The organism is Streptomyces sp. NPDC003300 (assembly GCF_040610915.1).
Taxonomy (GTDB): Bacteria; Actinomycetota; Actinomycetes; order Streptomycetales; family Streptomycetaceae; genus Actinacidiphila.
Genome location: NZ_JBEXNE010000012.1, coordinates 148,339 through 168,537 on the forward strand (window position 1 = coordinate 148,339; position 20,199 = coordinate 168,537).

23 protein-coding genes are annotated in these 20,199 nt (G+C 72.3%); 12 read left to right on the top strand and 11 right to left on the bottom strand.

Going from position 1 to position 20,199, the window contains the following annotated elements; translation table 11 throughout:
• Nucleotides 1-153: 153 nt before the first annotated feature.
• On the top strand, nucleotides 154-1,233 hold the full coding sequence (gene sigJ, locus ABZX65_RS19615) for an RNA polymerase sigma factor SigJ (protein ID WP_355341095.1): 1,080 nt from the start codon (nucleotides 154-156) through the stop codon (nucleotides 1,231-1,233).
• A gap of 122 nt (nucleotides 1,234-1,355) precedes the next feature.
• On the opposite strand, the gene ABZX65_RS19620 is transcribed toward sigJ, so the two are convergent.
• From ABZX65_RS19620 to ABZX65_RS19635, 4 genes are all read right to left on the bottom strand, one after another.
• Complete coding sequence (locus ABZX65_RS19620) at nucleotides 1,356-1,856, bottom strand: cupin domain-containing protein (RefSeq protein WP_355341098.1); 501 nt, start codon at nucleotides 1,854-1,856, stop codon at nucleotides 1,356-1,358.
• Between the two features lie 156 nt (nucleotides 1,857-2,012).
• On the bottom strand, nucleotides 2,013-2,651 hold the full coding sequence (locus tag ABZX65_RS19625) for a flavin reductase family protein (RefSeq protein ID WP_355341101.1): 639 nt from the start codon (nucleotides 2,649-2,651) through the stop codon (nucleotides 2,013-2,015).
• 392 nt (nucleotides 2,652-3,043) lie between these two features.
• Nucleotides 3,044-4,192: a hypothetical protein gene (locus tag ABZX65_RS19630; protein WP_355341104.1), complete on the bottom strand. Its 1,149-nt coding sequence runs from the start codon at nucleotides 4,190-4,192 to the stop codon at nucleotides 3,044-3,046.
• 83 nt (nucleotides 4,193-4,275) lie between these two features.
• Nucleotides 4,276-4,998 carry a L,D-transpeptidase family protein gene (locus tag ABZX65_RS19635; RefSeq protein WP_355341357.1) on the bottom strand — a complete coding sequence of 241 codons (723 nt, stop codon included), beginning with the start codon at nucleotides 4,996-4,998 and terminating at the stop codon, nucleotides 4,276-4,278.
• 100 nt (nucleotides 4,999-5,098) lie between these two features.
• On the opposite strand from ABZX65_RS19635, the gene ABZX65_RS19640 reads away from it, so the two are divergent.
• Nucleotides 5,099-5,401: a hypothetical protein gene (locus ABZX65_RS19640; protein WP_355341107.1), complete on the top strand. Its 303-nt coding sequence runs from the start codon at nucleotides 5,099-5,101 to the stop codon at nucleotides 5,399-5,401.
• Between the two features lie 44 nt (nucleotides 5,402-5,445).
• Here the strand turns inward: ABZX65_RS19640 and ABZX65_RS19645 are convergent, their stop codons facing one another.
• The gene (locus ABZX65_RS19645; protein ID WP_355341110.1) at nucleotides 5,446-6,006 is read right to left on the bottom strand and encodes a GNAT family N-acetyltransferase; all 561 of its coding nucleotides are present in this window, start codon (nucleotides 6,004-6,006) and stop codon (nucleotides 5,446-5,448) included.
• A gap of 187 nt (nucleotides 6,007-6,193) precedes the next feature.
• A complete protein-coding gene (locus tag ABZX65_RS19650; RefSeq protein WP_355341113.1) occupies nucleotides 6,194-6,736 on the bottom strand; it encodes an SRPBCC family protein in 543 nt (180 codons plus the stop codon).
• 229 nt (nucleotides 6,737-6,965) lie between these two features.
• Between ABZX65_RS19650 and ABZX65_RS19655 the strand changes: the two genes are divergently transcribed.
• Nucleotides 6,966-7,430 (top strand): universal stress protein, encoded by a 465-nt coding sequence (locus ABZX65_RS19655; RefSeq protein ID WP_355341116.1) that lies wholly within the window; start codon nucleotides 6,966-6,968, stop codon nucleotides 7,428-7,430.
• On the opposite strand, the gene ABZX65_RS19660 is transcribed toward ABZX65_RS19655, so the two are convergent.
• Nucleotides 7,414-8,064, bottom strand: a complete 651-nt coding sequence (locus ABZX65_RS19660; protein ID WP_355341119.1) for a winged helix-turn-helix domain-containing protein — start codon at nucleotides 8,062-8,064, stop codon at nucleotides 7,414-7,416. The genes ABZX65_RS19655 and ABZX65_RS19660 overlap by 17 nt on opposite strands.
• Nucleotides 8,065-8,158: 94 nt before the next feature.
• Nucleotides 8,159-8,287 (bottom strand): hypothetical protein, encoded by a 129-nt coding sequence (locus ABZX65_RS19665; protein WP_262928374.1) that lies wholly within the window; start codon nucleotides 8,285-8,287, stop codon nucleotides 8,159-8,161.
• A 183-nt stretch (nucleotides 8,288-8,470) separates the two neighbouring features.
• Between ABZX65_RS19665 and ABZX65_RS19670 the strand changes: the two genes are divergently transcribed.
• Complete coding sequence (locus ABZX65_RS19670; RefSeq protein ID WP_355341375.1) at nucleotides 8,471-8,638, top strand: hypothetical protein; 168 nt, start codon at nucleotides 8,471-8,473, stop codon at nucleotides 8,636-8,638.
• 29 nt (nucleotides 8,639-8,667) lie between these two features.
• Here the strand turns inward: ABZX65_RS19670 and ABZX65_RS19675 are convergent, their stop codons facing one another.
• Complete coding sequence (locus ABZX65_RS19675) at nucleotides 8,668-9,492, bottom strand: hypothetical protein (protein ID WP_355341123.1); 825 nt, start codon at nucleotides 9,490-9,492, stop codon at nucleotides 8,668-8,670.
• Nucleotides 9,493-9,634: 142 nt separating this feature from the next.
• Complete coding sequence (locus tag ABZX65_RS19680; RefSeq protein ID WP_355341126.1) at nucleotides 9,635-10,867, bottom strand: acyl-CoA dehydrogenase family protein; 1,233 nt, start codon at nucleotides 10,865-10,867, stop codon at nucleotides 9,635-9,637.
• Nucleotides 10,868-11,016: 149 nt separating this feature from the next.
• Between ABZX65_RS19680 and ABZX65_RS19685 the strand changes: the two genes are divergently transcribed.
• From ABZX65_RS19685 to ABZX65_RS19715, 7 genes are all read left to right on the top strand, one after another.
• A complete protein-coding gene (locus ABZX65_RS19685) occupies nucleotides 11,017-11,661 on the top strand; it encodes a TetR/AcrR family transcriptional regulator (RefSeq protein WP_188282467.1) in 645 nt (214 codons plus the stop codon).
• 253 nt (nucleotides 11,662-11,914) lie between these two features.
• Complete coding sequence (locus ABZX65_RS19690) at nucleotides 11,915-13,153, top strand: MurT ligase domain-containing protein (RefSeq protein WP_355341129.1); 1,239 nt, start codon at nucleotides 11,915-11,917, stop codon at nucleotides 13,151-13,153.
• 60 nt (nucleotides 13,154-13,213) lie between these two features.
• Nucleotides 13,214-13,942 (top strand): glutamine amidotransferase, encoded by a 729-nt coding sequence (locus ABZX65_RS19695; protein ID WP_188282469.1) that lies wholly within the window; start codon nucleotides 13,214-13,216, stop codon nucleotides 13,940-13,942.
• Nucleotides 13,943-14,190: 248 nt separating this feature from the next.
• Nucleotides 14,191-15,216, top strand: coding sequence for a 6-phosphofructokinase (locus ABZX65_RS19700; RefSeq protein ID WP_188282470.1), 1,026 nt, complete (start codon nucleotides 14,191-14,193; stop codon nucleotides 15,214-15,216).
• 170 nt (nucleotides 15,217-15,386) lie between these two features.
• Complete coding sequence (locus tag ABZX65_RS19705) at nucleotides 15,387-16,343, top strand: cytochrome c oxidase assembly protein (RefSeq protein WP_355341133.1); 957 nt, start codon at nucleotides 15,387-15,389, stop codon at nucleotides 16,341-16,343.
• A 16-nt stretch (nucleotides 16,344-16,359) separates the two neighbouring features.
• Nucleotides 16,360-17,412: a hypothetical protein gene (locus ABZX65_RS19710; protein ID WP_355341136.1), complete on the top strand. Its 1,053-nt coding sequence runs from the start codon at nucleotides 16,360-16,362 to the stop codon at nucleotides 17,410-17,412.
• A gap of 136 nt (nucleotides 17,413-17,548) precedes the next feature.
• Complete coding sequence (locus ABZX65_RS19715) at nucleotides 17,549-17,710, top strand: hypothetical protein (RefSeq protein WP_355341139.1); 162 nt, start codon at nucleotides 17,549-17,551, stop codon at nucleotides 17,708-17,710.
• Between the two features lie 163 nt (nucleotides 17,711-17,873).
• Here ABZX65_RS19715 and ABZX65_RS19720 read toward each other — a convergent pair whose 3' ends face one another.
• Nucleotides 17,874-18,590 carry a TetR/AcrR family transcriptional regulator gene (locus tag ABZX65_RS19720; protein ID WP_355341142.1) on the bottom strand — a complete coding sequence of 239 codons (717 nt, stop codon included), beginning with the start codon at nucleotides 18,588-18,590 and terminating at the stop codon, nucleotides 17,874-17,876.
• 118 nt (nucleotides 18,591-18,708) lie between these two features.
• Between ABZX65_RS19720 and ABZX65_RS19725 the strand changes: the two genes are divergently transcribed.
• Nucleotides 18,709-20,196: an MFS transporter gene (locus ABZX65_RS19725; protein WP_355341145.1), complete on the top strand. Its 1,488-nt coding sequence runs from the start codon at nucleotides 18,709-18,711 to the stop codon at nucleotides 20,194-20,196.
• The last annotated feature ends 3 nt before the right edge of the window (nucleotides 20,197-20,199 follow it).

Below are 20,199 nucleotides of genomic sequence, written 5' to 3' on the forward strand. Positions count from 1 at the left end.
CACCGTGTGATCATTCCAGCACTCATGGAGATCGGTGGGGCGCGCCGGAATATCGCAGGTGAAAGAGACGCGCGTCACATTTCGCGGCGCGAGTGTCACGCTTTCGGGTCCGCGGTACCTCATAGGTGAAACGCATCACGGGAGGCTCACATCGTGTCCGACACTCCGGCTCAGCTCCCCTCGGCTGCTGGTGACCGCGCGACCGAGGTGTTCGTCGGCCATCGGGAACTCCTGTTCTCGGTGGTCTACAACCTGCTCGGCAGTGTCTCCGACACCGAGGACGTCCTCCAGGAGACCTGGCTGGCCTGGGCCCGCCGGGTCCGCCAGCCGGACGCCGAGGAGATCGACAACCCGCGCGCGTACCTGGTGCGGATCGCGGTCAACCAGGCGCTCGCCCGGCAGGCGACGATCAGCCGTCGCCGCGAGACGTACATCGGCCCCTGGCTGCCCGAGCCGCTGCTGACCCGTACGCCCGACGCCCTCGACAGCCCGCAGGGCGCGCAGGCCGTGGACGCCGCGGAGTCCGCGCTGCGCACCGAGTCGGTGTCCATGGCGCTGCTCGTGGTGCTGGAGACGCTGACGCCGCTGGAGCGGGCGGTCTTCGTCCTGCACGAGGTGTTCGGCTACGCGCACACGGAGATCGCCGAGATCCTGGGACGCAGCCCGTCCGCGATCCGGCAGCTCGCGCACCGGGCGCGCGAGCACGTCCAGGCCAGGCGGCCCCGCTACCAGGCCGATCCGCACCTCCAGCAGCAGGTCACCGAGCGGTTCGTGGCCGCCGCGCTCGGCGGCGACATCGCCGAGCTGATGAGCCTGCTCGCGCCGGACGTGACGATGTGGACCGACGGCGGCGGCAAGGTCCGCTCCGCGCTCCGGCCGGTCAACGGCCGGGACAAGGTCGCCCGCTTCCTCAACGGCTACGCCACCAGCCGGTTGCCCGAGTCGCTGGACATCCGCTACCAGCAGGTCAACGGCGACCCGTCGGCCGTCGTCTTCTCCGGCGACTCGCCGTACGCGGTCATGGTCATGGACCTCAACCCGAGCAACGACCAGATCACCGACATCTACCTGGTCACCAACCCCGACAAGCTCTCCCGGGTCCGGCTCGACGAGAGCGGTGAGCCGACGGGCGCGCCGCGGCTCGCGCCGGACGCGGTGCCCGAGCCGGAGCTGGACCCCGAGCAGGAGGACGCGCACCCCCGGGAGGCCGGACGGCGCGCGGACACCCCCTAGGCCCGGGAGCCGCCGGGTGAATCCCCCGGACCGGCCGCCCCCCGTCACCCGACGGCGCGCAGGGCGCCGGTCACCCGGCGGCTCCCGACCCCCGTCGCGAGGACGGTGCGCGACGGTACGGACTACTGCGGCGCGCTGACCGGCGGGCCGCCGTGCGGTCCGCCCTGCGGCCGGGCGGCGGTGATGCCGTGCCGCTCGCCGACCGCCTTGATCGTGTCCCAGTCGGGCCGCTCGGGGCGGGTCAGCACCTCGCTCAGCTCCTCGAAGAACAGCTCGATGCCGCCGGGCGTCATCGTGCAGAGCATGAGTCCCGTGGTCTCGCCCACGTTGAAGAAGGAGTGCCACACGCCGCGCGGGCCGTGCACCATCGTCCCGGCGGGCGCCTTGTGGATCTCCTCGCCGACCTTGACCTCGAATTCGCCCTCGAGGACGTAGAAGGACTCGTCGGTGTCATGGTGCACATGCCACACCGAGCCCTCCCCCGCGGGCATCCGGACCTCGTAGAACGAGGAACGGCCGCTGGTGTCCGAGCCGCGCAGCAGGAAGCGGGTCTCCTCGCCTCCGCCGTATGTGATCGGTACGACGTCCTCCAGTCGGACGACCTTGCCGGAATCCACGCCCATCACACCCTCCACCGGTCGAATTCGGGAACTCGCAGAAACGTCAGGAACACGAACAGCGCGGATCACCTCGGATCCACGCGGAAGACCGCGGGGCGTCGCGAAATACCGCCGTGCGACGCACCGCCGTGCCAAGGAGACAGGGAACGGGCGGGGCGGTCAGCCGTCGATGATGGGGTGCACGCCGCGCAGTTCCTCCTCCAGCGCGCCGAGCCAGCCGCGGAAGAAGACCAGCGGCTCCTGGTGCTGCCGGGGCACGCCCAACTCGACCACGCGGCCGAGGAAGATCGTGTGGTCGCCGCCGTCGAACTCCTCGACCAGGTGGCAGGACAGGAACGCCAGCGCCTCGCTGAGAACCGGAACGCCCGTCACCGACGGGTGGTTGGCCACGTCGTGGATCTCCGCGGTGCCCTTGCCCGCGAAGGCGCGGGCCACGCCCTCCTGCTGCCCCTGGAGGAAGTTGACGACGAATTTCCCCGACTCCCGCACGACGGACCGCAGTCGGGACTCGTTGTGCAGGCAGAACAGCACTAGCGGCGGGTCGAGGGAGACCGAGGTGAACGAGTTCACCGTGGTGCCCTCGGCGTTGCCGTCCTCGCCGCTGGTGATCACCGTCACGCCGGTCACGAACATCCCGCACACCGTCCGCAGTGACCGGCCGTCCACCGGGTGCGCCTGGTGCAGTGACATCAGTCTGCTCAACGGGGCCGGTTCGCCCACCCGTTCCTCCGGCGGCGCCACCGTATTTCCGGCGACGGTCCCAGCCGCCACCGCGTTCGACGACATCGCACCTGCCATCGTCCACACCTCCCACACCACAGAGCCCGACAACGCGATTCAGGGGCCGCACCCGGACGTCAGGGGACGGTCGTCATGGTCGTTCGGAGAGAACCAAAGAGAATCCGCGAGAATCCGCGAGTTTCGTGAAGATTCGTAGAGATTCCGAGAGAGAGGACCGCGCCGGGGGCTTTCGCCGACACCGCACCGGATCCTGACTACCAGGTTCTTCGGTCCGCCGGTCCGTCACAAGATCCCCGGCTTCAGGTCTCGGTCAGGAACCACAGATGCACCGCCCGACCTTCCGGAAAGGGCCAGGCGCGTGTCAGAGGAGTGTCAGATCCGGCGGTCGGCGGGCGAGAGCCGGCCGAGGGCGGCCCGGCAACCGACGTCCGGCCGGAGGCGGTTGGCCGTCAGACCGCGCGGCCGAGCGCGGTGAGCATCTGCCGTCCGCCGGGACCGAGCGGGAAGCAGTTGGTCCTGGCGAGCCCGGCGCGCAGCGCGAGGCTGCCGCCGAAGGACGCGAGGTCGGCGTCGGGCGCGGTCACGACCAGCGCCACCCCGAACCGGCCGCCGACGGCGACGACGCGCTCGGCGAGCCGGGTGGCCTCCAGGTCGTCGGCGAAGACGAGTCGGCAGTCCTCGACGGCGAGCACGATGCCCTGCCAGGTGTCGGTGGGGTCGGGGACCGGGCCGTGGTGGCGGGCGCGGTCGGCGATCACCGCCACCGCGTCGCGCAGCAGGTCCACAGTCTGCTCGCGGGTGGCGGCGGTACGGGCGGCGGCCTCGGCGATCGGCGCCGGGGTGTCGTGCCGGCCGCCGGGGTCGGCCAGCCACAGCGTGAACTCCTCGCGGCGCGCGGCCTCGTAGAGCACCATCAGCAGGAAGCTGCTCTTGCCGCTGCCGGGCGCGCCGCAGATCAGGCCGCTCTCCATGCCGGAGCCGGGGGTGTTGAGCTGCCAGTAGGCGGGCTCGCCGGTCGCGCCGACGCCGACGCGGTGCCGTCCGGTGGTCTCGTCGTAGGTCGGGCCGGGATAGCGCGGGCCGCGCTGCTGGGGCGCGGTGTCGCGGGCGGCCCTGTTCTCGGCCTCGCTGAGTGCGGACTCCAGGACGCGGCGGGCGCGGTCGGCGACCTCGGGGTCCACGGCTCCGGTCGCCACGGCGGTGTCGTGCTCGGCGACGGCGAGCAGGCGGCGCCTGGCCCGGTCGTCGCCCGCGGCTCCCGCGTCGACCACCAGCCGGGCGGCGCGCTCGCACAGATCGGCGGCCCTGGCGTAGGCGCGGGCGTCCTCCGGCCGTTCGAGCCGCGTGTCGACCGCGGTGCGGTAGCAGGTCCTCGCGGTCGTCTGGAGGCGGCCGAGGTCGGCTCCGAGGGCGATCAGGACGAGCTGGGCGTGGACGATCTGCACGGCTTCCGCGTGCGAGAGCATCCTGGGCCCCGTCTCCGTCCCGACCGTCTCCCCCGAGCCGCCGTCGGCCTCGCGTAACAGGCAGTCGGTGCCGTGCGTCCACGCGTGGACGACGTCTTCCACGGCCTGCGACCGGTCCTCTGCGAACGACACGGCAATTCCCCTTCGCGTCACTGGTGTTGCGCCTGTGCCCTACGGTACGGGGCGGTAGCGTCACCCAACAGCGCACCAGGGGGTCAGTAACCGGTCAATGCCGTGCCGCCGTCCACGGTGCCGATGGCGATGTGCGGCTGCGCCGCGGGCCGCAGCCACGCGAGGATCCGGCTCATCGCGTCGGCGGGTACCGAGACGCAACCGGCCGTCGCGCCGCTGCCGTTGACGTGCAGGAAGATGCCGGCGCCGCGGCCCTTGACCGGCTTGGCGTAGTTGAAGTCGATCAGGACGGCGTGCGCGTACTGCCCGGGGTAGTCGGCCAGGCGCTCGGACTCGGTGCCCCGGCAGTCCTTGGGCAGCGGGTCGACCCAGCGGTTGTAGGAGGTCGACTGGGTGTCCTCGCACCACCAGGCGGTCGGGGTGACCGCGCGGTACGGCAGGGCGGTGCCCGCGGGCGCGGCGGCGTTGCCGAAGGCGAGCGGCAGGCCGTAGAGGCCGGTGGGCGTGGTGCTGGTGTTCTGGGTGCGGGTCGCGCCGTCGGCCAGGCCGTGGGCGCCGAAGCGGGCGGGCGCGGTGCCGACGGCCTTCCAGCCGCCGCTCTGTTTCTCCCACCAGGTGAGGGTGCCGCTGGTGGAGCCGAGGGTGGGGGCGCTCGCGGTGATGAGCTGGGTGCCGCCGCCGGTGTCCTTCATGATCTGCGGGAGGTTCGCCACGGGCCGGGGCTGCGCCGTACCCGAGCCGGGAGCGGGACCGGCGCCGGTGCCGCCGACCGCGAGCGTGGTGGCGAGGGCTGCGGCGGTGACCAGGGTGGTCGGCGTCAGTGGGCGCACGGGGTCTCCTCGGTGCGGTGGTGGCGGATGAGCGCCAGCCGGGTGTGTGCGGGGTGTGGATGGGCAGCAGCTAAGCATGACCGTTGTGGTAATCGGCCGTATGGAGAGCATTGTCAGCTCCGCGACCACGGTCCTTCGCGAGGAGGGTTTCGACGCGCGTGGCGTCACCGGCGCGCGCGACGCCGTCTCTCTGATCGGCGCGGGCGGTGTGACGGCGCTGGTGATCGGCGGCGGTGTGGGCCCGCTGGCCGCGCGTCGGCTGCGGAAGGCCGCCGCCGCGCACTCGGTGACGGTGATTCGGGGCGGCCTGCGCGGCCAGGACGTGCGCGGTTACGTACGGCAGCAGATCGTGCCCCAACTGCGGGCCGCCGGTTCCTGACGGCCCGCGGCGTCCCGCGGCGCCCCGCGAACGCCCTGCGACCGTCAGCCGGTCGCCGTGGGAGCTCCGGCCGGGTCAGCCTCAGGGGCGTCCGGCGTCAGGTCGATCACCCAGTCGTGGCACGTGATCGGGTTGCCCTTGGGGTACTCGAAGTCGGCCTCGCCCAGCAACGTGAATCCGGCCTTGCGGCAGACGGCGTTCGACGCCGGGTGGCTGACCTTGGGGAAGGCGTGCAGGTGGCGGTGGGCACCGGCGGCTCTGGCCGCCTCGGTCACCGCGCGGGCGGCGTCCGCCGCCAGGCCCCGGCCCTGGAACTCCGGGAGGATCGCCCAGCCGGTCTCGTAGACCTTCCCGCCCCGCCACGTCTGTTCCCAGAAGCCGATGGAACCGGCGACCTCGCCGTCCGGGACGAGCACCACGCGGTACATCCTGCCGCCGGTCTTCTCGATGTCCTGGTAGCGCTGGTGCCGGGAGAGCAGTTGCTCCTCGGTCTCCGGTCCGCCGAGGTGCTCGGTCATCTCGGGTGTGTTCGTCCTGCGGAGCAGCCACAGGTCGTCCGCCGACCAGGGCTCGATGCGAATTCGCGGCTCATGTGCGTCGTTCATGTCCGCACCGTACGACGAGGGTCTGACAGTCGACCCCCGAGGCGGGCCGGTGCGGGCCGGACACAGGCGGGAACGAGCCCGAAGCGGGTCCGGACATGGAGGAGCCCCGGCCGGGACGGGGGGACCAGGCCGGGGCAGTAAAGGGTGAAGAACGTGTGCGAACATCTTCACATTATTAGTTTAACACTCAATGAGCGAAGTCAAAGCCACTCGGCGCGGACGTGGACCGCGCCGGGTCCTCGGGGGCCGAGGCGACCGCGGGGGCGGACACGGGAGCGTGCAGCGGGGCGGCCGGGGCGCGGGAGCCGCCGAGCAGATCGCAGAATTTCCTGGCGTCCGCGGGCAGGTCACGGCGCCAGGCCATGGCCACGACCGGGGCGAGCAGGACGAGGGCCGCGCGCAGCGAGCTGGTGACCGACAGCCGCACCAGCGTGCCGTCGGCGTGCGGGGCGAGCTCGAAGCCGTACACGGGCACCTGGGTGCCCAGCGGGCACCACATGCGCTGGCCGCGGAAGACTATCCGGCGGCCCGGTTCGAAGGCGGCGCAGACCAGCCGGTGCGGTCTGCGCCGTCCGGGGTAGCGGTAGCGGTACTCCGCGTCCACGCCCGGCGGGACGGGCGCCGAGTCGACGAAGGCCACCCCCGAGCTCCACAGGGCGAGATTGCGGGCGTCGGCGAGGAAGTCGAAGACCTCCGTGGTCGGCCTCGACACGAACACGTTCGTGGACACGCTCGGCATCACAAACCTCCCCGGTAGCGGCGTGGGCGGCGAGCCGTCGCGGGTACGCCGACCGCACCCGTGGGGTGCGCGGCTCCGGCGCGGTACCGCCGCCTGTTTCACTCCTCTCGCACAGCGTGCCCCGCAAAGGTGCACATGTCGTGGCAATGCGCCCATTGGAGTGAGAACGCTGCGTGCCGGGGGATGAAACCGCAGGCCGGAGGCCGATAGCCTGGCGCGCGTGGAAGAGCAGAAGCTGCCGGCGCACTTCGAGCGCGGCACGGACGGACCGAAGGTCATCCTCGCCGGACTGGACGGCTCCGACACGTCGTGGCGGGCAGCCGCGTACGCGGCGGGGCTCGCGCGGCGGCAGCACGCGCTGCTCGCCCTGGTCTACGTGCAGCCGTACATGCCGACCGGCGCCGCCCTCGGGGTCCCGGTGTCGGAGGTCGACACCGGGATCGCCGAGCAGCTCATGGCGGAGATCCGCGACTCCGTCGAGCGGTTGCAGGGGACGTTCACGGTGCGGTGGGAGTTCCACACCTTCCGCGGCGACCCCTACAACGGCCTGACCACGGCCGCGGAACAGCTCACCGCGGACGCGGTCGTGGTGGGCGCCTCGGAGCGCGCCGGGCACCGATTCGTCGGCTCGGTCGCCGTCCGGCTCGTGAAAGCCGGACGGTGGCCGGTCACGGTCGTGCCGTAGCCGCGGTCGCGCCCGCGGTCGATACCGGCGCGGCGGGGGCGTACTTGTAGCCGACCCGGCGCACCGTCACGATGCTGGCGCGGTGCTCCGCGCCGAGCTTGCGGCGCAGCCGGGCGACGTGGACGTCGACCGTGCGGCCGTCGCCGACATGCCCGTATCCCCAGACCGTGGTCACGAGCTGGTCGCGCGAGTGCACCCGGTGCGGGTGCGCGACGAGGTGCGCGAGCAGTTCGAACTCCAGGTAGGTCAGGTCGAGTTGGCGACCGTCGACCGCGGCGGTGCGGCGCTCGTCGTCGATGCTGATCGGCACCTGGGACAGCGGGTCGGAGGTCTCCGCCCGGCCGGTGCGGAACTCGGGGGCCGGGGCGGGGACGGCGGTCGGGACCTGCTCGGCCGGGACGAGCACCAGGTAACCGACCATCGGGGCGCCGCCGGGGATGGTGGGCAGCACATGTCCCGGCGCGGGCAGCCAGGTGGCGCCGGGCGGCAGGAAGTCCGGTGCGGGCGGCACCTCGTCGGGGCGTACGGCGCGCAGTCGCTGCCGGTTGACGGCCGGAGCGCCGCCGGAGGAGGGCGCTCCGCCCGGTCGGGCGGGCAGCGTGGAAAGGGAGTGGACGTTCGGCAGGTTCGACATGATTCGGCTCTTTCGCGCGATGGGGTCGTCAGGACGCCGTATTGCGCGGGGACCGGTGGCTGCGGGCAGCGGCTCGGAGGCCGGTGCGGCGGGGTCAGCTCAGGACGCGGGTCCGCGCGGGGGTCGCGCGGCAACACCAGCGGTCGAAGTGGTGCTCCTGCCGGGACGGCCAGAAGGGTTCGAGGTCGTCGCGACCTGTCCCGGAGTCAGTAGTGCTGGCCATGTGTCCTATTGAACCAGACGACGTGCGCGTGCGGTGACCGCCCGGACACACTGGTGCCGCTTTGCCCGCATTCCGGCCACTGACCTGGGTGCGCGCTCCGGGTCGGCGCGCGGGCCGACCCGGAGCGCGGACGGCTCGGGGCGCGGGTCTACCCTGGGCAGCCGGACCATAAGGAGTACCCCCATGCATACCCACATGGATCTCGGCGCGTTCCACGACGTCACGACGTTCGCGATGTCGAATTCGCCCGGCCCCGGTCCGGTGATGCGCAGCATCATCGTCGTCTCGGTGGTCGGTGTGGTGTTCCTCGCCTGGTTCCTGCTGCGCGGTTACCGCAACGACGGGGACTAGTCACGCGGGGCCGCGCCGGGCGGCGGCGGTCATCTCGCGCGCAGGCCGTACGCGACCTCGTAGGCGTACAGCCAGGTCAGCGGGCCGACGGCGCCGTCCGCCGGGCCGAGCGCGGCGACGTAGTGCCGCTGGAGGGCCTTGACCTTGGTCAGGTCGAGCGCGGTCATGGTGCGGGACGGGCCGACCTTGTACGGCGGGCCCCAGTTGCCGCGTTGCAGCCAGGTCTGGAGCAGCAGGGTGTGGTCGCTGACCGCGCCGAGGACGAAGTACTCACGGCCGGGGAACGCGGGCGCCGGGTGCGTGGTGGCGGTCGGGCGCACTCGGTAGGAGGCGACCGCCGTGCCGCCGCGCGGGTCGGCGGGGTCCGCGGTCGGCGGGCAGATCCCGTCGGGGAAGCGCGGCGCGAAGTAGCCGGTGACGCGCTGGGCGTGACGCAGTTCACGGTGCGACCACACGCCGTTGCCCTGGCCTCGGTCGGTGGCCCCGGCCTTCACGCTGTTGCCGCCCTTGGTGTGGACGTAGCGCTCGTCGAAGCCGGTGACGATCTCGGTGTGCCCGCCGCCGTCCAGATTCACCCAGGCGCCGATGCTCGGGTACGCGGACCAGGCGCCCTTGCGTCGGGCCCATGTGCTGAACGCGGTCACGTTGTCGGTCTTCGGGACGGCCTGGTCGAGACCGACGTCGTGGTACATGTCCCAGTCGAAGATCACGCACCAGGAGACGCGGTTCTCTCCGTACTCCTTGCCGAATTCGGTGTCGTTGTCCCAGCCGTCGGCGCCGCTCCAGTGCTCGTAGACGCGTTCCGGGACCGCCATGACGTGTTCGATGAGTCGTTTCCACTGCGGGTCGGCCATCGGCCCTCCCCGGGGCTTGCGCCGGAAATCGGCGCGTATCGGATGATGTACACCCTGCCCAACGAGGGGGTGGCCGCCGGGACATGCGTCAGGGGCGGACACCCCCGGCGTCCGCCCCTGAGCCCTGTGCCGTCGCGCCGCCTCAGCGCAGCGGCATCCCGGACAGCGTGCGGGCGATGACCAGACGCTGGATCTCGCTGGTGCCCTCGAAGATCGTGTAGATCGCGCTGTCGCGGTGCATGCGCTCCACCGGGTACTCGCGGGTGTAGCCGTTGCCGCCGAGGATCTGGATGGCCTGGGCGGTGACCTTCTTGGCGGTCTCGCTGGCGAAGAGCTTGGACATCGAGCCCTCGGCGGAGGTGAAGGGCTTACCCGCCGTCGCCATCCAGGAGGCGCGCCAGACCAGGAGGCGGGCGGCGTCGATCTGGGTGCGCATGTCGGCGAGCTGGAAGGCGACGCCCTGGTTGTCGATGATCGGGCGGCCGAACTGCTCGCGGCCGGTGGCGTATTCGAGGGCGTATTCGTACGCGGCGCGCGCCGTGCCCACGGCCATGGCGCCGACCGCCGGGCGGGAGGCCTCGAAGGTGGCCATCGCCGCGTTCTTCACCCGCTCGCCGCCATGGGCCGACTTGGCCCGCTCGCGGGCCCGTGCCAGCCGCTCGTCGAGCTTGTCCTTGCCGCCGAGCAGGCAGTCGCCGGGAATCCGTACGTCCTCCAGGACGACCTCGGCGGTGTGCGAGGCGCGGATGCCGTGCTTCTTGAACTTCTGCCCCTGGGACAGGCCGGGAGTGCCGGGCGGCACGATGAAGGAGGCGTGGCCCTTGGTGCCCAGCTCCGGGTCGACCACGGCGACGACGACGTGGACGTTGGCTATGCCGCCGTTGGTGGCCCAGGTCTTGGTGCCGTTGAGCACCCACTCGCCGGTGGCCTCGTCGTAGACGGCGCGGGTGCGCATCGCGGAGACGTCGGAGCCCGCGTCGGGCTCGGAGGAGCAGAAGGCGGCGAGCTTGACGTCGTCGGCGTCGCCGTACATCTGCGGGACCCAGGTGCCGATCTGCTCCTCGGTGCCGTTGGCGAGGACGCCGACGGCGGCGAGTCCGGTGCCGACGATGGACAGGGCGATGCCCGCGTCACCCCAGAACAGCTCTTCCATGGTGAGCGGGATGCCCAGGCCCGTGGGGTCGAAGAACTGCTGGGCGTAGAAGTCCAGCGAGTACAGTCCGATCTTGGCGGCCTCCTGGATGATGGGCCACGGGGTCTCCTCGCGCTCGTCCCATTCGGCGGCGGCCGGGCGCATCACGTCGGCGGCGAAGCCGTGGATCCAGTCGCGCACGGACTGCTGGTCGTCATTGAGTTCGAGCGTGAAGTCGCCCATCTTCCCCTCCACGTGCCAGTTACTAGCGGTAACAGCAGTCTGTTACCGACCGGTAGGCCATGTCAACTCATTCCGGCGCGCGCGGGGGGCGGCTGGCGGGGTGTTACGTTGCGCTGACCACCAGCAATCGAACAATTGGGGAGGCGCGGGTGGACACCGGCCAGCGGCAGGACCAGCGGACGGCCACGGAGCGGCGCCGGGCGGAGCTGCTCGAAGCGGCCGACCGCGTCGTCCTGCGGGACGGGCCCGAGGCGTCCATGAACGCCATCGCCGCCGAGGCGGGCATCACCAAGCCGATCCTCTACCGGCACTTCGGCGACAAGAGCGGCCTGTACCGGGCGCTGGCCAAGCGGCACACCGACGCGCTGCTGGCCACCCTGCGGGCCGCGCTGGACTCCCCCGGCGACCGCAGGGACCGCGTCGAGGCCACCTTGCACGCGTATCTGTCCGCCATCGAGGCCCACCCGCAGGTCTACCGCTTCCTGATGCACCCGGCCGAGGCGCCCGCCGACGGCGACAAGGGACTGGACGCCGGACGGCACTCCGTACCGCTGCTGCGCCGCATGGGCGAGGACCTGGCCGAGGTGATCGCCGAACGCCTCGACCTCGGCCCCGACTCGGAGCAGCTCGCCCGCGCCTGGGGACACGGCATCGTCGGCATGATGTACGCGGCGGGCGACTGGTGGCTCGGCGAGCGGCCGTTCTCCCGCGACCTGCTGGTCAGGCACCTGGCCGACCTGCTGTGGGGCCGCCTCGCGGCGGCCGGCGACCGGGCGGGCAGCCCGGGGCTGTAACGCGGCGGGCGGATCAGGAACCGCGAGCGGGCCGCACCCGTCCCCACAGACAGCGCCGGTGGCGCGGATGCCCCCGGTGCGCGTGGAGTTCGGCGCACGGTCCGACCGGGGCGGCGCGGTGCGGTCCGGGGGCCCGGAGTCGATAGGCTGAGCCGGGACCGAACCTTGTCGGCCGCCCAAGTGGCGCTCGGAGGCGTACAACCAGCCGCCACGGGGCAGCGGGGCCGGTCGCAGTCGAGGAGGAAGAGAGACGATGGCAGGCAACTCGGAGCCGCTGTCGCCGCGGGCGAAACTGGCCGTGACGGCGGGCAAGGTGGCGGCGGGCGTGTCGCGTGCGGCAGGCCGTGGCAGCGGCTCGGTGATCGGCGGCAAGGTGGCGCTGAGATTCGACCCCGACCTGCTGGCCAGGCTCGCCCGGCACCTCGACGTGATCCTGGTGTCGGCGACCAACGGCAAGACCACCACCACCCGGCTGCTGGCCGAGGCGCTTCGCGCGGGCGGCCCCGTCGTCTCCAACGCGCTCGGCGCGAACATGCCCGCGGGGATCACCTCCGCGCTGGCGGGCGGCTCCGAGGCGCGCTTCGGCGTGATCGAGGTCGACGAGAAGTACCTGGCGGGCGTCGCCCGCGACGTCGCCCCCAAGGCCATCGCGCTGCTCAACCTCTCCCGCGACCAGCTCGACCGCGCGGCCGAGACCCGCATGCTGGCCGAGAAGTGGCGCGAGGGCCTGGCAGGCGTCGAGGCGATCATCATCGCCAACGCCGACGACCCGCTGATCACCTGGGCCGCCTCCTCCAGCCCGACCGTGGTGTGGGTCGCGGCGGGCCAGGAGTGGAAGGACGACGCCTGGTCGTGCCCGTCCTGCGGCGGCGTCCTGCAACGCCCGTCGGAGGACTGGTTCTGCGCCGAGTGCGGCTTCCGCCGCCCCACCCCGACCTGGGCGCTGTCCGGCGACCACGTGATCGACCCGCACGGCTCCGCCTGGCCGATCCACCTCCAGCTCCCGGGCCGCGCCAACAAGTCGAACGCGGCGGTCTCGGCCGCCGCCGCCGCGGCCTTCGGCATCGACCCCAAGGTCGCGCTGGAGCGGATGTACGCGGTGCAGGCGGTCGCGGGCCGCTACGACGTGGTGAGCTTCCAGCAGCGCGAACTGCGGCTGCTGCTGGCGAAGAACCCGGCCGGCTGGCTGGAGACCTTCTCGCTGATCGACGGCCCGCCCACCCCGGTGATCCTGTCGGTCAACGCGCGCGGCGCCGACGGCACCGACACCTCCTGGCTGTGGGACGTGGACTACACCCGGCTGGCCGGACACCCGATCATGGTGATCGGCGACCGCAAGCTGGACCTCGCGGTCCGCCTGGAGGTCGCCGGGCTCCAGTTCCGGGTCTGCGCCAACCTCGACGAGGCGGTGCGCTCCGCGCCGCCCGGCCGGATCGAGGCCATCGCCAACTACACCGCCTTCCAGGACCTGCGCCGCCGGGTCGGCAACTGACCGCGACCACGTCGCGTCACATCGCGTCACGTTGCTGACGACGGACAAGGAGAAGCACGCATGAGTGAGTCCAGCCTCCGCCTGGTGTGGGTCTACCCCGACCTGCTGAGCACCTACGGCGACCAGGGCAACGCGCTGGTCGTGGAGCGCCGCGCCCAGCAGCGCCGGGTGCCGGTCACCCGGGTCGACGTCCGCTCCGACCAGCCGGTGCCGACGTCCGGTGACATCTATCTGATCGGCGGCGGCGAGGACCGCCCGCAGCGGCTGGCCGCGGAGCGGCTGCGCCGCGACGGCGGGCTGAACCGCGCGGTCGCCAACGGCGCGATCGTCTTCTCGGTCTGCGCGGGCTACCAGATCCTCGGCCACGAGTTCGTCAACGACCTGGGCCGCCCCGAGCCGGGCCTCGGCCTGCTCGACGTGGTGAGCGTGCGCGGCGAGGGCGAGCGGTGCGTCGGCGACGTCCTGGCCGACATCGACCCCCACCTCAATCTGCCGCCGCTGACCGGCTTCGAGAACCACCAGGGCGTCACCCATGTCGGCCCGCAGGCCAGGCCGCTGGCCCGGCTGCGGATGGGCAAGGGCAACGGCACGGGGGACGGCACCGAGGGCGCCTTCAACGACACGGTCTTCGGCACGTACATGCACGGTCCGGTGATGGCCCGCAATCCGCAGATCGCCGACCTGCTGATCAAGCTCGCGCTGGACGTCAACGCGCTGCCGCCGGTCGACGACCAGTGGTTCGAGGCGCTGCGCGCCGAGCGGATCGCGGCGGCCGTACAGCCCGCGTGACACCGTTCCGACCCGCCTGACCCGTACCGCGCCCGTGTCCTCGCAGGAGGGCGCGGGCGTCGTGCGTCGGCGGGGGTCCGAGGTGGGTCCGTCACGCTGCGCAGGCGTTCCCCGGAGTTTGAGTAATCGTCAGGTGTCCGCAGTTCGGTCGCCGTGGAGGCGTGACAGCCGCTCTCGGTAAGCTGGCTGCGATCCATCCGGACGACGGGGTCCGGCCGTCCGGTCGAGTTGCGGGAGTAACGAGAGCAATGCGTATTGGTGTGCTGACCAGCGGCGGCGACTGCCCCGGGCTGAACGCCGTCATCCGGTCCGTGGTGCACCGCGCCGTGGTGGACCACAGTGACGAGGTCATCGGCTTCCACGACGGGTGGAAGGGCCTGCTCGAGTGCGACTACCGCAAGCTGGACCTCGATGCCGTGAGCGGCATCCTCGCGCGCGGCGGCACGATCCTCGGCTCCTCGCGGGTCCAGCCCGCCCACCTGCGCGGCGGGGTCGAACAGGCCAGGGGCCACGTGGCCGACCTGGGCCTGGACGCGATCATCCCGATCGGCGGTGAGGGCACCCTCAAGGCGGCCCGGCTGCTGTCGGACGCGGGCCTGCCCATCGTCGGTGTGCCCAAGACCATCGACAACGACATCGCGTCCACGGACGTGACCTTCGGCTTCGACACCGCCGTGATGGTGGCCACCGAGGCCCTGGACCGGCTCAAGACCACCGCCGAGTCGCACCAGCGGGTGCTGATCGTGGAGGTCATGGGGCGGCACACCGGGTGGATCGCGCTGCACTCCGGGATGGCGGCGGGCGCGCACGCGATCCTGGTGCCGGAGCGGCCGTTCGACGTGTCGGAGCTGGCGCGGGTCGTCGGCCAGCGCTTCGAGGCGGGCAAGAAGTTCGCGATCGTGGTGGTCTCCGAGGGCGCCAAGCCGCGCGAGGGCACCATGGACTTCACGTCGGGCGCGACCGACATCTACGGCCACGAGCGGTTCAGCGGCGTCGCCAACCAGCTCTCGGTCGAGCTGGAGGAGCGGCTGGGCAAGGAGGCCAGGCCGGTCATCCTCGGGCACGTCCAGCGCGGCGGCACGCCCACCGCGTACGACCGCGTTCTCGCCACCCGCTTCGGCTGGCACGCCGTGGAGGCCGTCCACAAGGGCCGGTTCGGCATGATGACGGCGCTGCGCGGCACCGACATCACGCTGGTCCCGCTCGGGGAGGCCGTCGAGCACCTCAAGACGGTGCCCGCCGAGCGGTACGTCGAGGCCGAGTGCGTGCTGTGAGTGGCGTGTCCTGACGCTTCATGACGTGCTCCGACCACGTGCGTCGGCGCTCCCCGCCCCCGGCCGAATCGGCGTCCGGGGGCGGTTCTACTCTGGAGCGGGCACAAGGGTCGAATCGGAGCACGGGCCGGACCGGCAGCACGCGGCCCGGCGCGACAGGAGAGTGACGGATGGACCACGGCGGACACGGCATGCACATGGACTTGCCGCCGTTCACCCTCGGCCGGGGGCTGTCGTTCAGCGGCGGCGATCCGTTCTTCCTCATCGGCTGCCTGGTGGCGCTGGTCCTCTACGGCTGGGGTGTGCTGCGGCTGCGGCGGCGCGGCGACTCGTGGTCGCCCGGCCGTACCGTGGCGTTCGTCGCAGGGGTGCTGACGGTCGCTCTGGTGATGTGCACCAAGCTCAACGACTACGGCATGGTCATGTTCAGCGTGCACATGGTGCAGCACATGGTGCTGAGCATGCTCTCGCCGATCCTGATCCTGCTGGGCGCCCCGGTGACGCTGACGCTGCGGGCGCTGCCCGCCGCCGAGCGCGGCCGCACCGGACCGCGCGAGCTGCTGGTGAAGCTGCTGCACAGCCGGTATCTGCGGATCATCACGCACCCGGCCTTCACGCTCCCGCTGTTCATCGCGAGCCTGTACGGGCTGTACTTCTCGCCGATCTTCGACACGCTGATGCACACCAGGACCGGGCACATCGCGATGATGGTGCACTTCCTGCTGGTGGGCCTGCTGTTCTTCTGGCCGATCATGGGCGTCGACCCGGGGCCGCACCGGCCCGGTTATGTGATGCGGATGCTGGAGCTGTTCGCGGGGATGCCCTTCCACGCGTTCTTCGGCATCGCGGTCATGATGGCCAGCGAGCCGATGCTGACCACCTTCGAGCACCCGCCCGCCTCGCTGGGCATCGACGCGCTCGGCGACCAGACGGCGGCGGGCGGCATCGCCTGGGCGTTCAGCGAGATCCCGTCGGTCGTCGTGCTGGTGGCGCTGCTCTTCCAGTGGTACACCTCCGAGCAGCGGCAGGCACGGCGCGGCGACCGGGCCGCGGACCGCGACGGTGACGCGGAACTCGTCGCGTACAACGCGTATTTGGCATCGCTGGAGGCGCGCGGTCGCGGCTGACGGAGGGGGGCCCGGGATGGGCGAACAGGTACGGATCTCGGGGGCGGCGCTGGAGCTGCCCGGCGGGGTGACGGTCCGCTTCATGCGGACGCTGCGGCTGCCCGAGAAGGGCACGCACCCGCTGCCGCCCGGCCTGGGCTCCTTCCCGCTGCGCCGCGTGGGCGACTTCGCCGGGCGGACTCCGGAGCGGTGGCGCGCGCACGGCGGGGTGCTGCTGCCGGTGTATCAGCGCGAGGCGATGTGGCTCAGCTTCTCCTCGGCCGCGCCCGCCGCCCTCCAGGTCGGTGTCGGGAAGGTGTGCGCGGTGTCGGGCCGGCCGTGGAGCGACCGGCTGTCGCGCGACCCGCAGAATTACGTGGTGCTGCCCCGGCAGCCGTGGCTGGACGGCATCACCTCGGGCCCCGGCACGATCCGGCAGTTCGTGGCCGTGCCCCTGGGGCTCGGTGCGACCGTGGAGGGGCAGGTCTCCGGCGAGGAGGTCTGGGGCGGGGTGCAGCTCCAGGTGTTCGAGCTGCGCGAGGAGCCGCTGGCGCGCTGGCGCGCCGAGCAGAGCCGCAGGACGGTGACGACGAACGGGCCGTGGGGTGTGTCGGCGCAGGCGGGCGGGGGGTACGGCGGACCCGCGCTCCCGTCGATGGCCCCTGGCGCGGGTCACGTGCCGCCGCCCGCACCGATGGCGGCCAGGTCGGCGCCCGCGATGGGGCTCGGCGCGGGCGGCCGGATGCGCCAGGAGGTGTACCGCGACGAGCGGCCCGCGCAGGACTGGCGGAAGAAGCCGTCCGGCCGGGTCTTCGTCCATCTGGCGACGGCCCCGCAGTGGCGGGAGATCACCGGAGAACCGGCGCCCGCGTCCCCGGTGGACCGGGCGGCGTACAACGCGGCGGGGCTGCCGTGGTTCGACTACTACGACGCGGACGGCGAGGATCTGGCCGCCACCGAGCCGTTGACCGGGGTCAGGCCGGTCGGTGACTGGCTGGGCGATGACGAGCAGCCGTGGGCGCCGCCGAAGCCGGAGCAGGTCGAGCACCTGGGCGACGATCCGGGCCGGGTGACCGACGGGGAGTGGTGAGCGGCCTGGCGCGCGGCGGGCCGTGAGGCGTGGTGGCGCGCGGGGTGCCCGTGGGGTCACCATGAAGGAAGGGCCGCGATACGGCTTCCGCCTCGTCGGCGGGTGCGCGCACGCGCCTGCGGAAGGGAGGCGTGCGATGCCGGGTTCCGTGAAAGCGATGGCGTTGACCACGGTGGCGTTTCTGGTCGCGGTGGTCGCCTACACCGTGGCACTGGGGTCGAACGGCTGGCTGTGGTTCGGCTGGGTGGTGCTGGGCCTGTGCACGGCGGGGGCGGCGGCGATCCGGGAGCCGCACTGAGTGTGCGGGCGCGCCGAACGAGCGGGCCGGCTGAGCGAGCCCCGGGCCGGGCGGGCGGCCGACCGGCCTGATACGGATCTGGGCGGGCGGCCGGAAACGGGCGGGCGGCCGGATCTGGGCAGGCGGCCGGAAACGGGCGGGCGGCCGGATCTGGGCGAGTGGCCTACTCCCCCGCCGCCGGGACCGCGTGCCGTGCGAGGCCGGAGACCAGCAGGTCGAGGCCGAATTCGAAGCGTTCGTCGCCGACGTCCCGCATCAGCTCGTCGACCATGCCGGTGATGACGGGGAACTGCCCGCTGGGCAGGCTCTTGTAGTAGTCGCGGACCTGGGCGAGGAAGTCGTCCTTGCCCGCCGTCGTGACGCCGGTGCGGAAGGCGAGGGCGGCCTCCTCGGCTGCGGCGGCGGTGACGTACAGCGCGAGCGCGTCGATCCCGTAGGCGCAGACCTGCACGGGCAGTCGCCCCGCGGCGAGGATGGCGAGCACGCCCTCGGCCGTGCGCATCGCGTTCTCGCCGGTGGGGACGCCGATCTCGATCGAGAGCCGGGCCAGGTCGCCGTGCGCGGCCAGCGCCGCGCGGGCCTGCCGCATCACGTCCTTCACCTGCTCCTGCCACCGCTCGGGGTCGGGGACCGGGCAGTGGATCTCGGCCCTGACCCGGTCGAGGACCAGGGCGATCAGCTCGTCCCGCCCGGCGACGTGCGCGTAGAGGGAGGCCGCTCCCGTGCCCAGCTCCTGGGCGACCCGGCGCATGCTCATCGCGTCGATGCCCTCGGTGTCGATGATCCGCAGGGCCGCCGCGATGATCCCGTCCTGGCTGAGGACGCGGCGCGGCGCGCGCTTGCGGGTCGGCCCCCAGGGCGGGGCGGGGATCTCGGTCACGGCGGTGGAACCTCCAGGGACAGCGGCTGCGAACATCGTACTTGACGCGAACAGTGTTCGTAAGTAGAACAGTGTTCGTTCCCAGCATGCCGTCCCGCCACCGCCCGGAGGAATCACCGTGACCGCATCGACCCTCACCGAGGACCCGGATCGCGCGTCGGAGCCGGACGCGGCCCCGGCCGGCGGTGCGCGGCTGCGCTGGCTCGCCCTCGCCGTGGTCCTGGCCGTGGAGGTGATGGACCTGCTGGACGCCACGATCGTCGGCGTGGCCTCGCCCTCGATCCAGGCGGACTTCGGCGGCAGCTCCACCCGTATCCAGTGGATCGCCGCCGCGTACACCCTCGCCTTCGCCGTCTTGATGATCACCGGGGCGCGGCTCGGTGACATCGTCGGCCGCCGCCGGATGTTCCTGATCGGGGTGGCGGGCTACGCGGTCTGCTCGCTGCTGTGCGCCTGCTCGGGCTCCGCGGACATGCTGATCGGCATGCGGGCGGCGCAGGGCGCGTTCGCCGCGATGATGGTGCCGCAGGGCCTCGGCCTGATCAGGGAGGTCTTTCCGCCGGCCGAAATGGGCGCCGCCTTCGGCGTGTTCGGGCCGGTGATGGGTCTGGCGGCGGTCGCCGGTCCGGTGCTCGGGGGTTTCCTGACCGACGCCGATCTGTTCGGCACCGGCTGGCGGGCGATCTTCCTGATCAATGTGCCGATCGCGCTCGTCGCCTTCGCCGCCGCCCTGCGCGTACTGCCGGAGAGCCGCGCCCCACGGCCGCCCCGGCTCGACGTGCCGGGTGTCGGCATCCTCAGCGTCGCCGTTCTGCTGCTGGTCTATCCGCTGGTGCAGGGCCGCGACCTGGGCTGGCCGCTGTGGAGTCACCTCTGCATGGCGGCGTCCGTACCGGTCCTCGTCCTCTTCGCGCGCTACCAGAAGTCGGTACGGGCCCGCGGCGGCTCGCCGCTGATCGAGCCGGGGCTGTTCCGGCACCGCGGCTACACCGGCTCCCTCGCCGTCGGCCTGGTCTTCTTCGCGGCGCTGACCGGCCTGATGCTGGTGGTCACCCTCTACCTCCAGTACGGGCTCGGTTTCAGCGCCCTGCACGCGGGCGCGACGATGATCCCCTGGGCGTTCGGCTCCGCCGTCGGCGCGACGCTGTCCGGCATGCGGCTCGGCCCGCGCTACGGCCGCCGTGCCGTACAGGGCGGACTGCTGCTCACCGCGCTGTCCGTGGGCGCGGTGGCGCTGACCGTGCGCCTGGCGGGCGACTCCGTGACGAGCTGGCAGCTCGTACCGTCCCTGCTGGTCAGCGGCGCGGGACTCGGTGTGGTGATGGCGCCGTTCTTCGACATCGCGCTGGCGGGCGTGTCCGACCAGGAGACCGGATCCGCCTCCGGGGTGCTCAACGCGGTGCAGCAGCTAGGCGGTTCGATCGGCGTCGCCGTCCTGGGCACGGCCTTCTTCGCCCGGACCGGACACGGCATGGGCGCGGCGGCCGTGGCCACCTTGCTGATGGCGGCGGGCGGGCTCGCCGCTGCCTTCCTGGTGGCCTTCCTGATGCCGCGCGCGGCCCAACACGCCGGGCAGGGCGAGGAGTCGGAGCCGGCCGGGCACTGACCG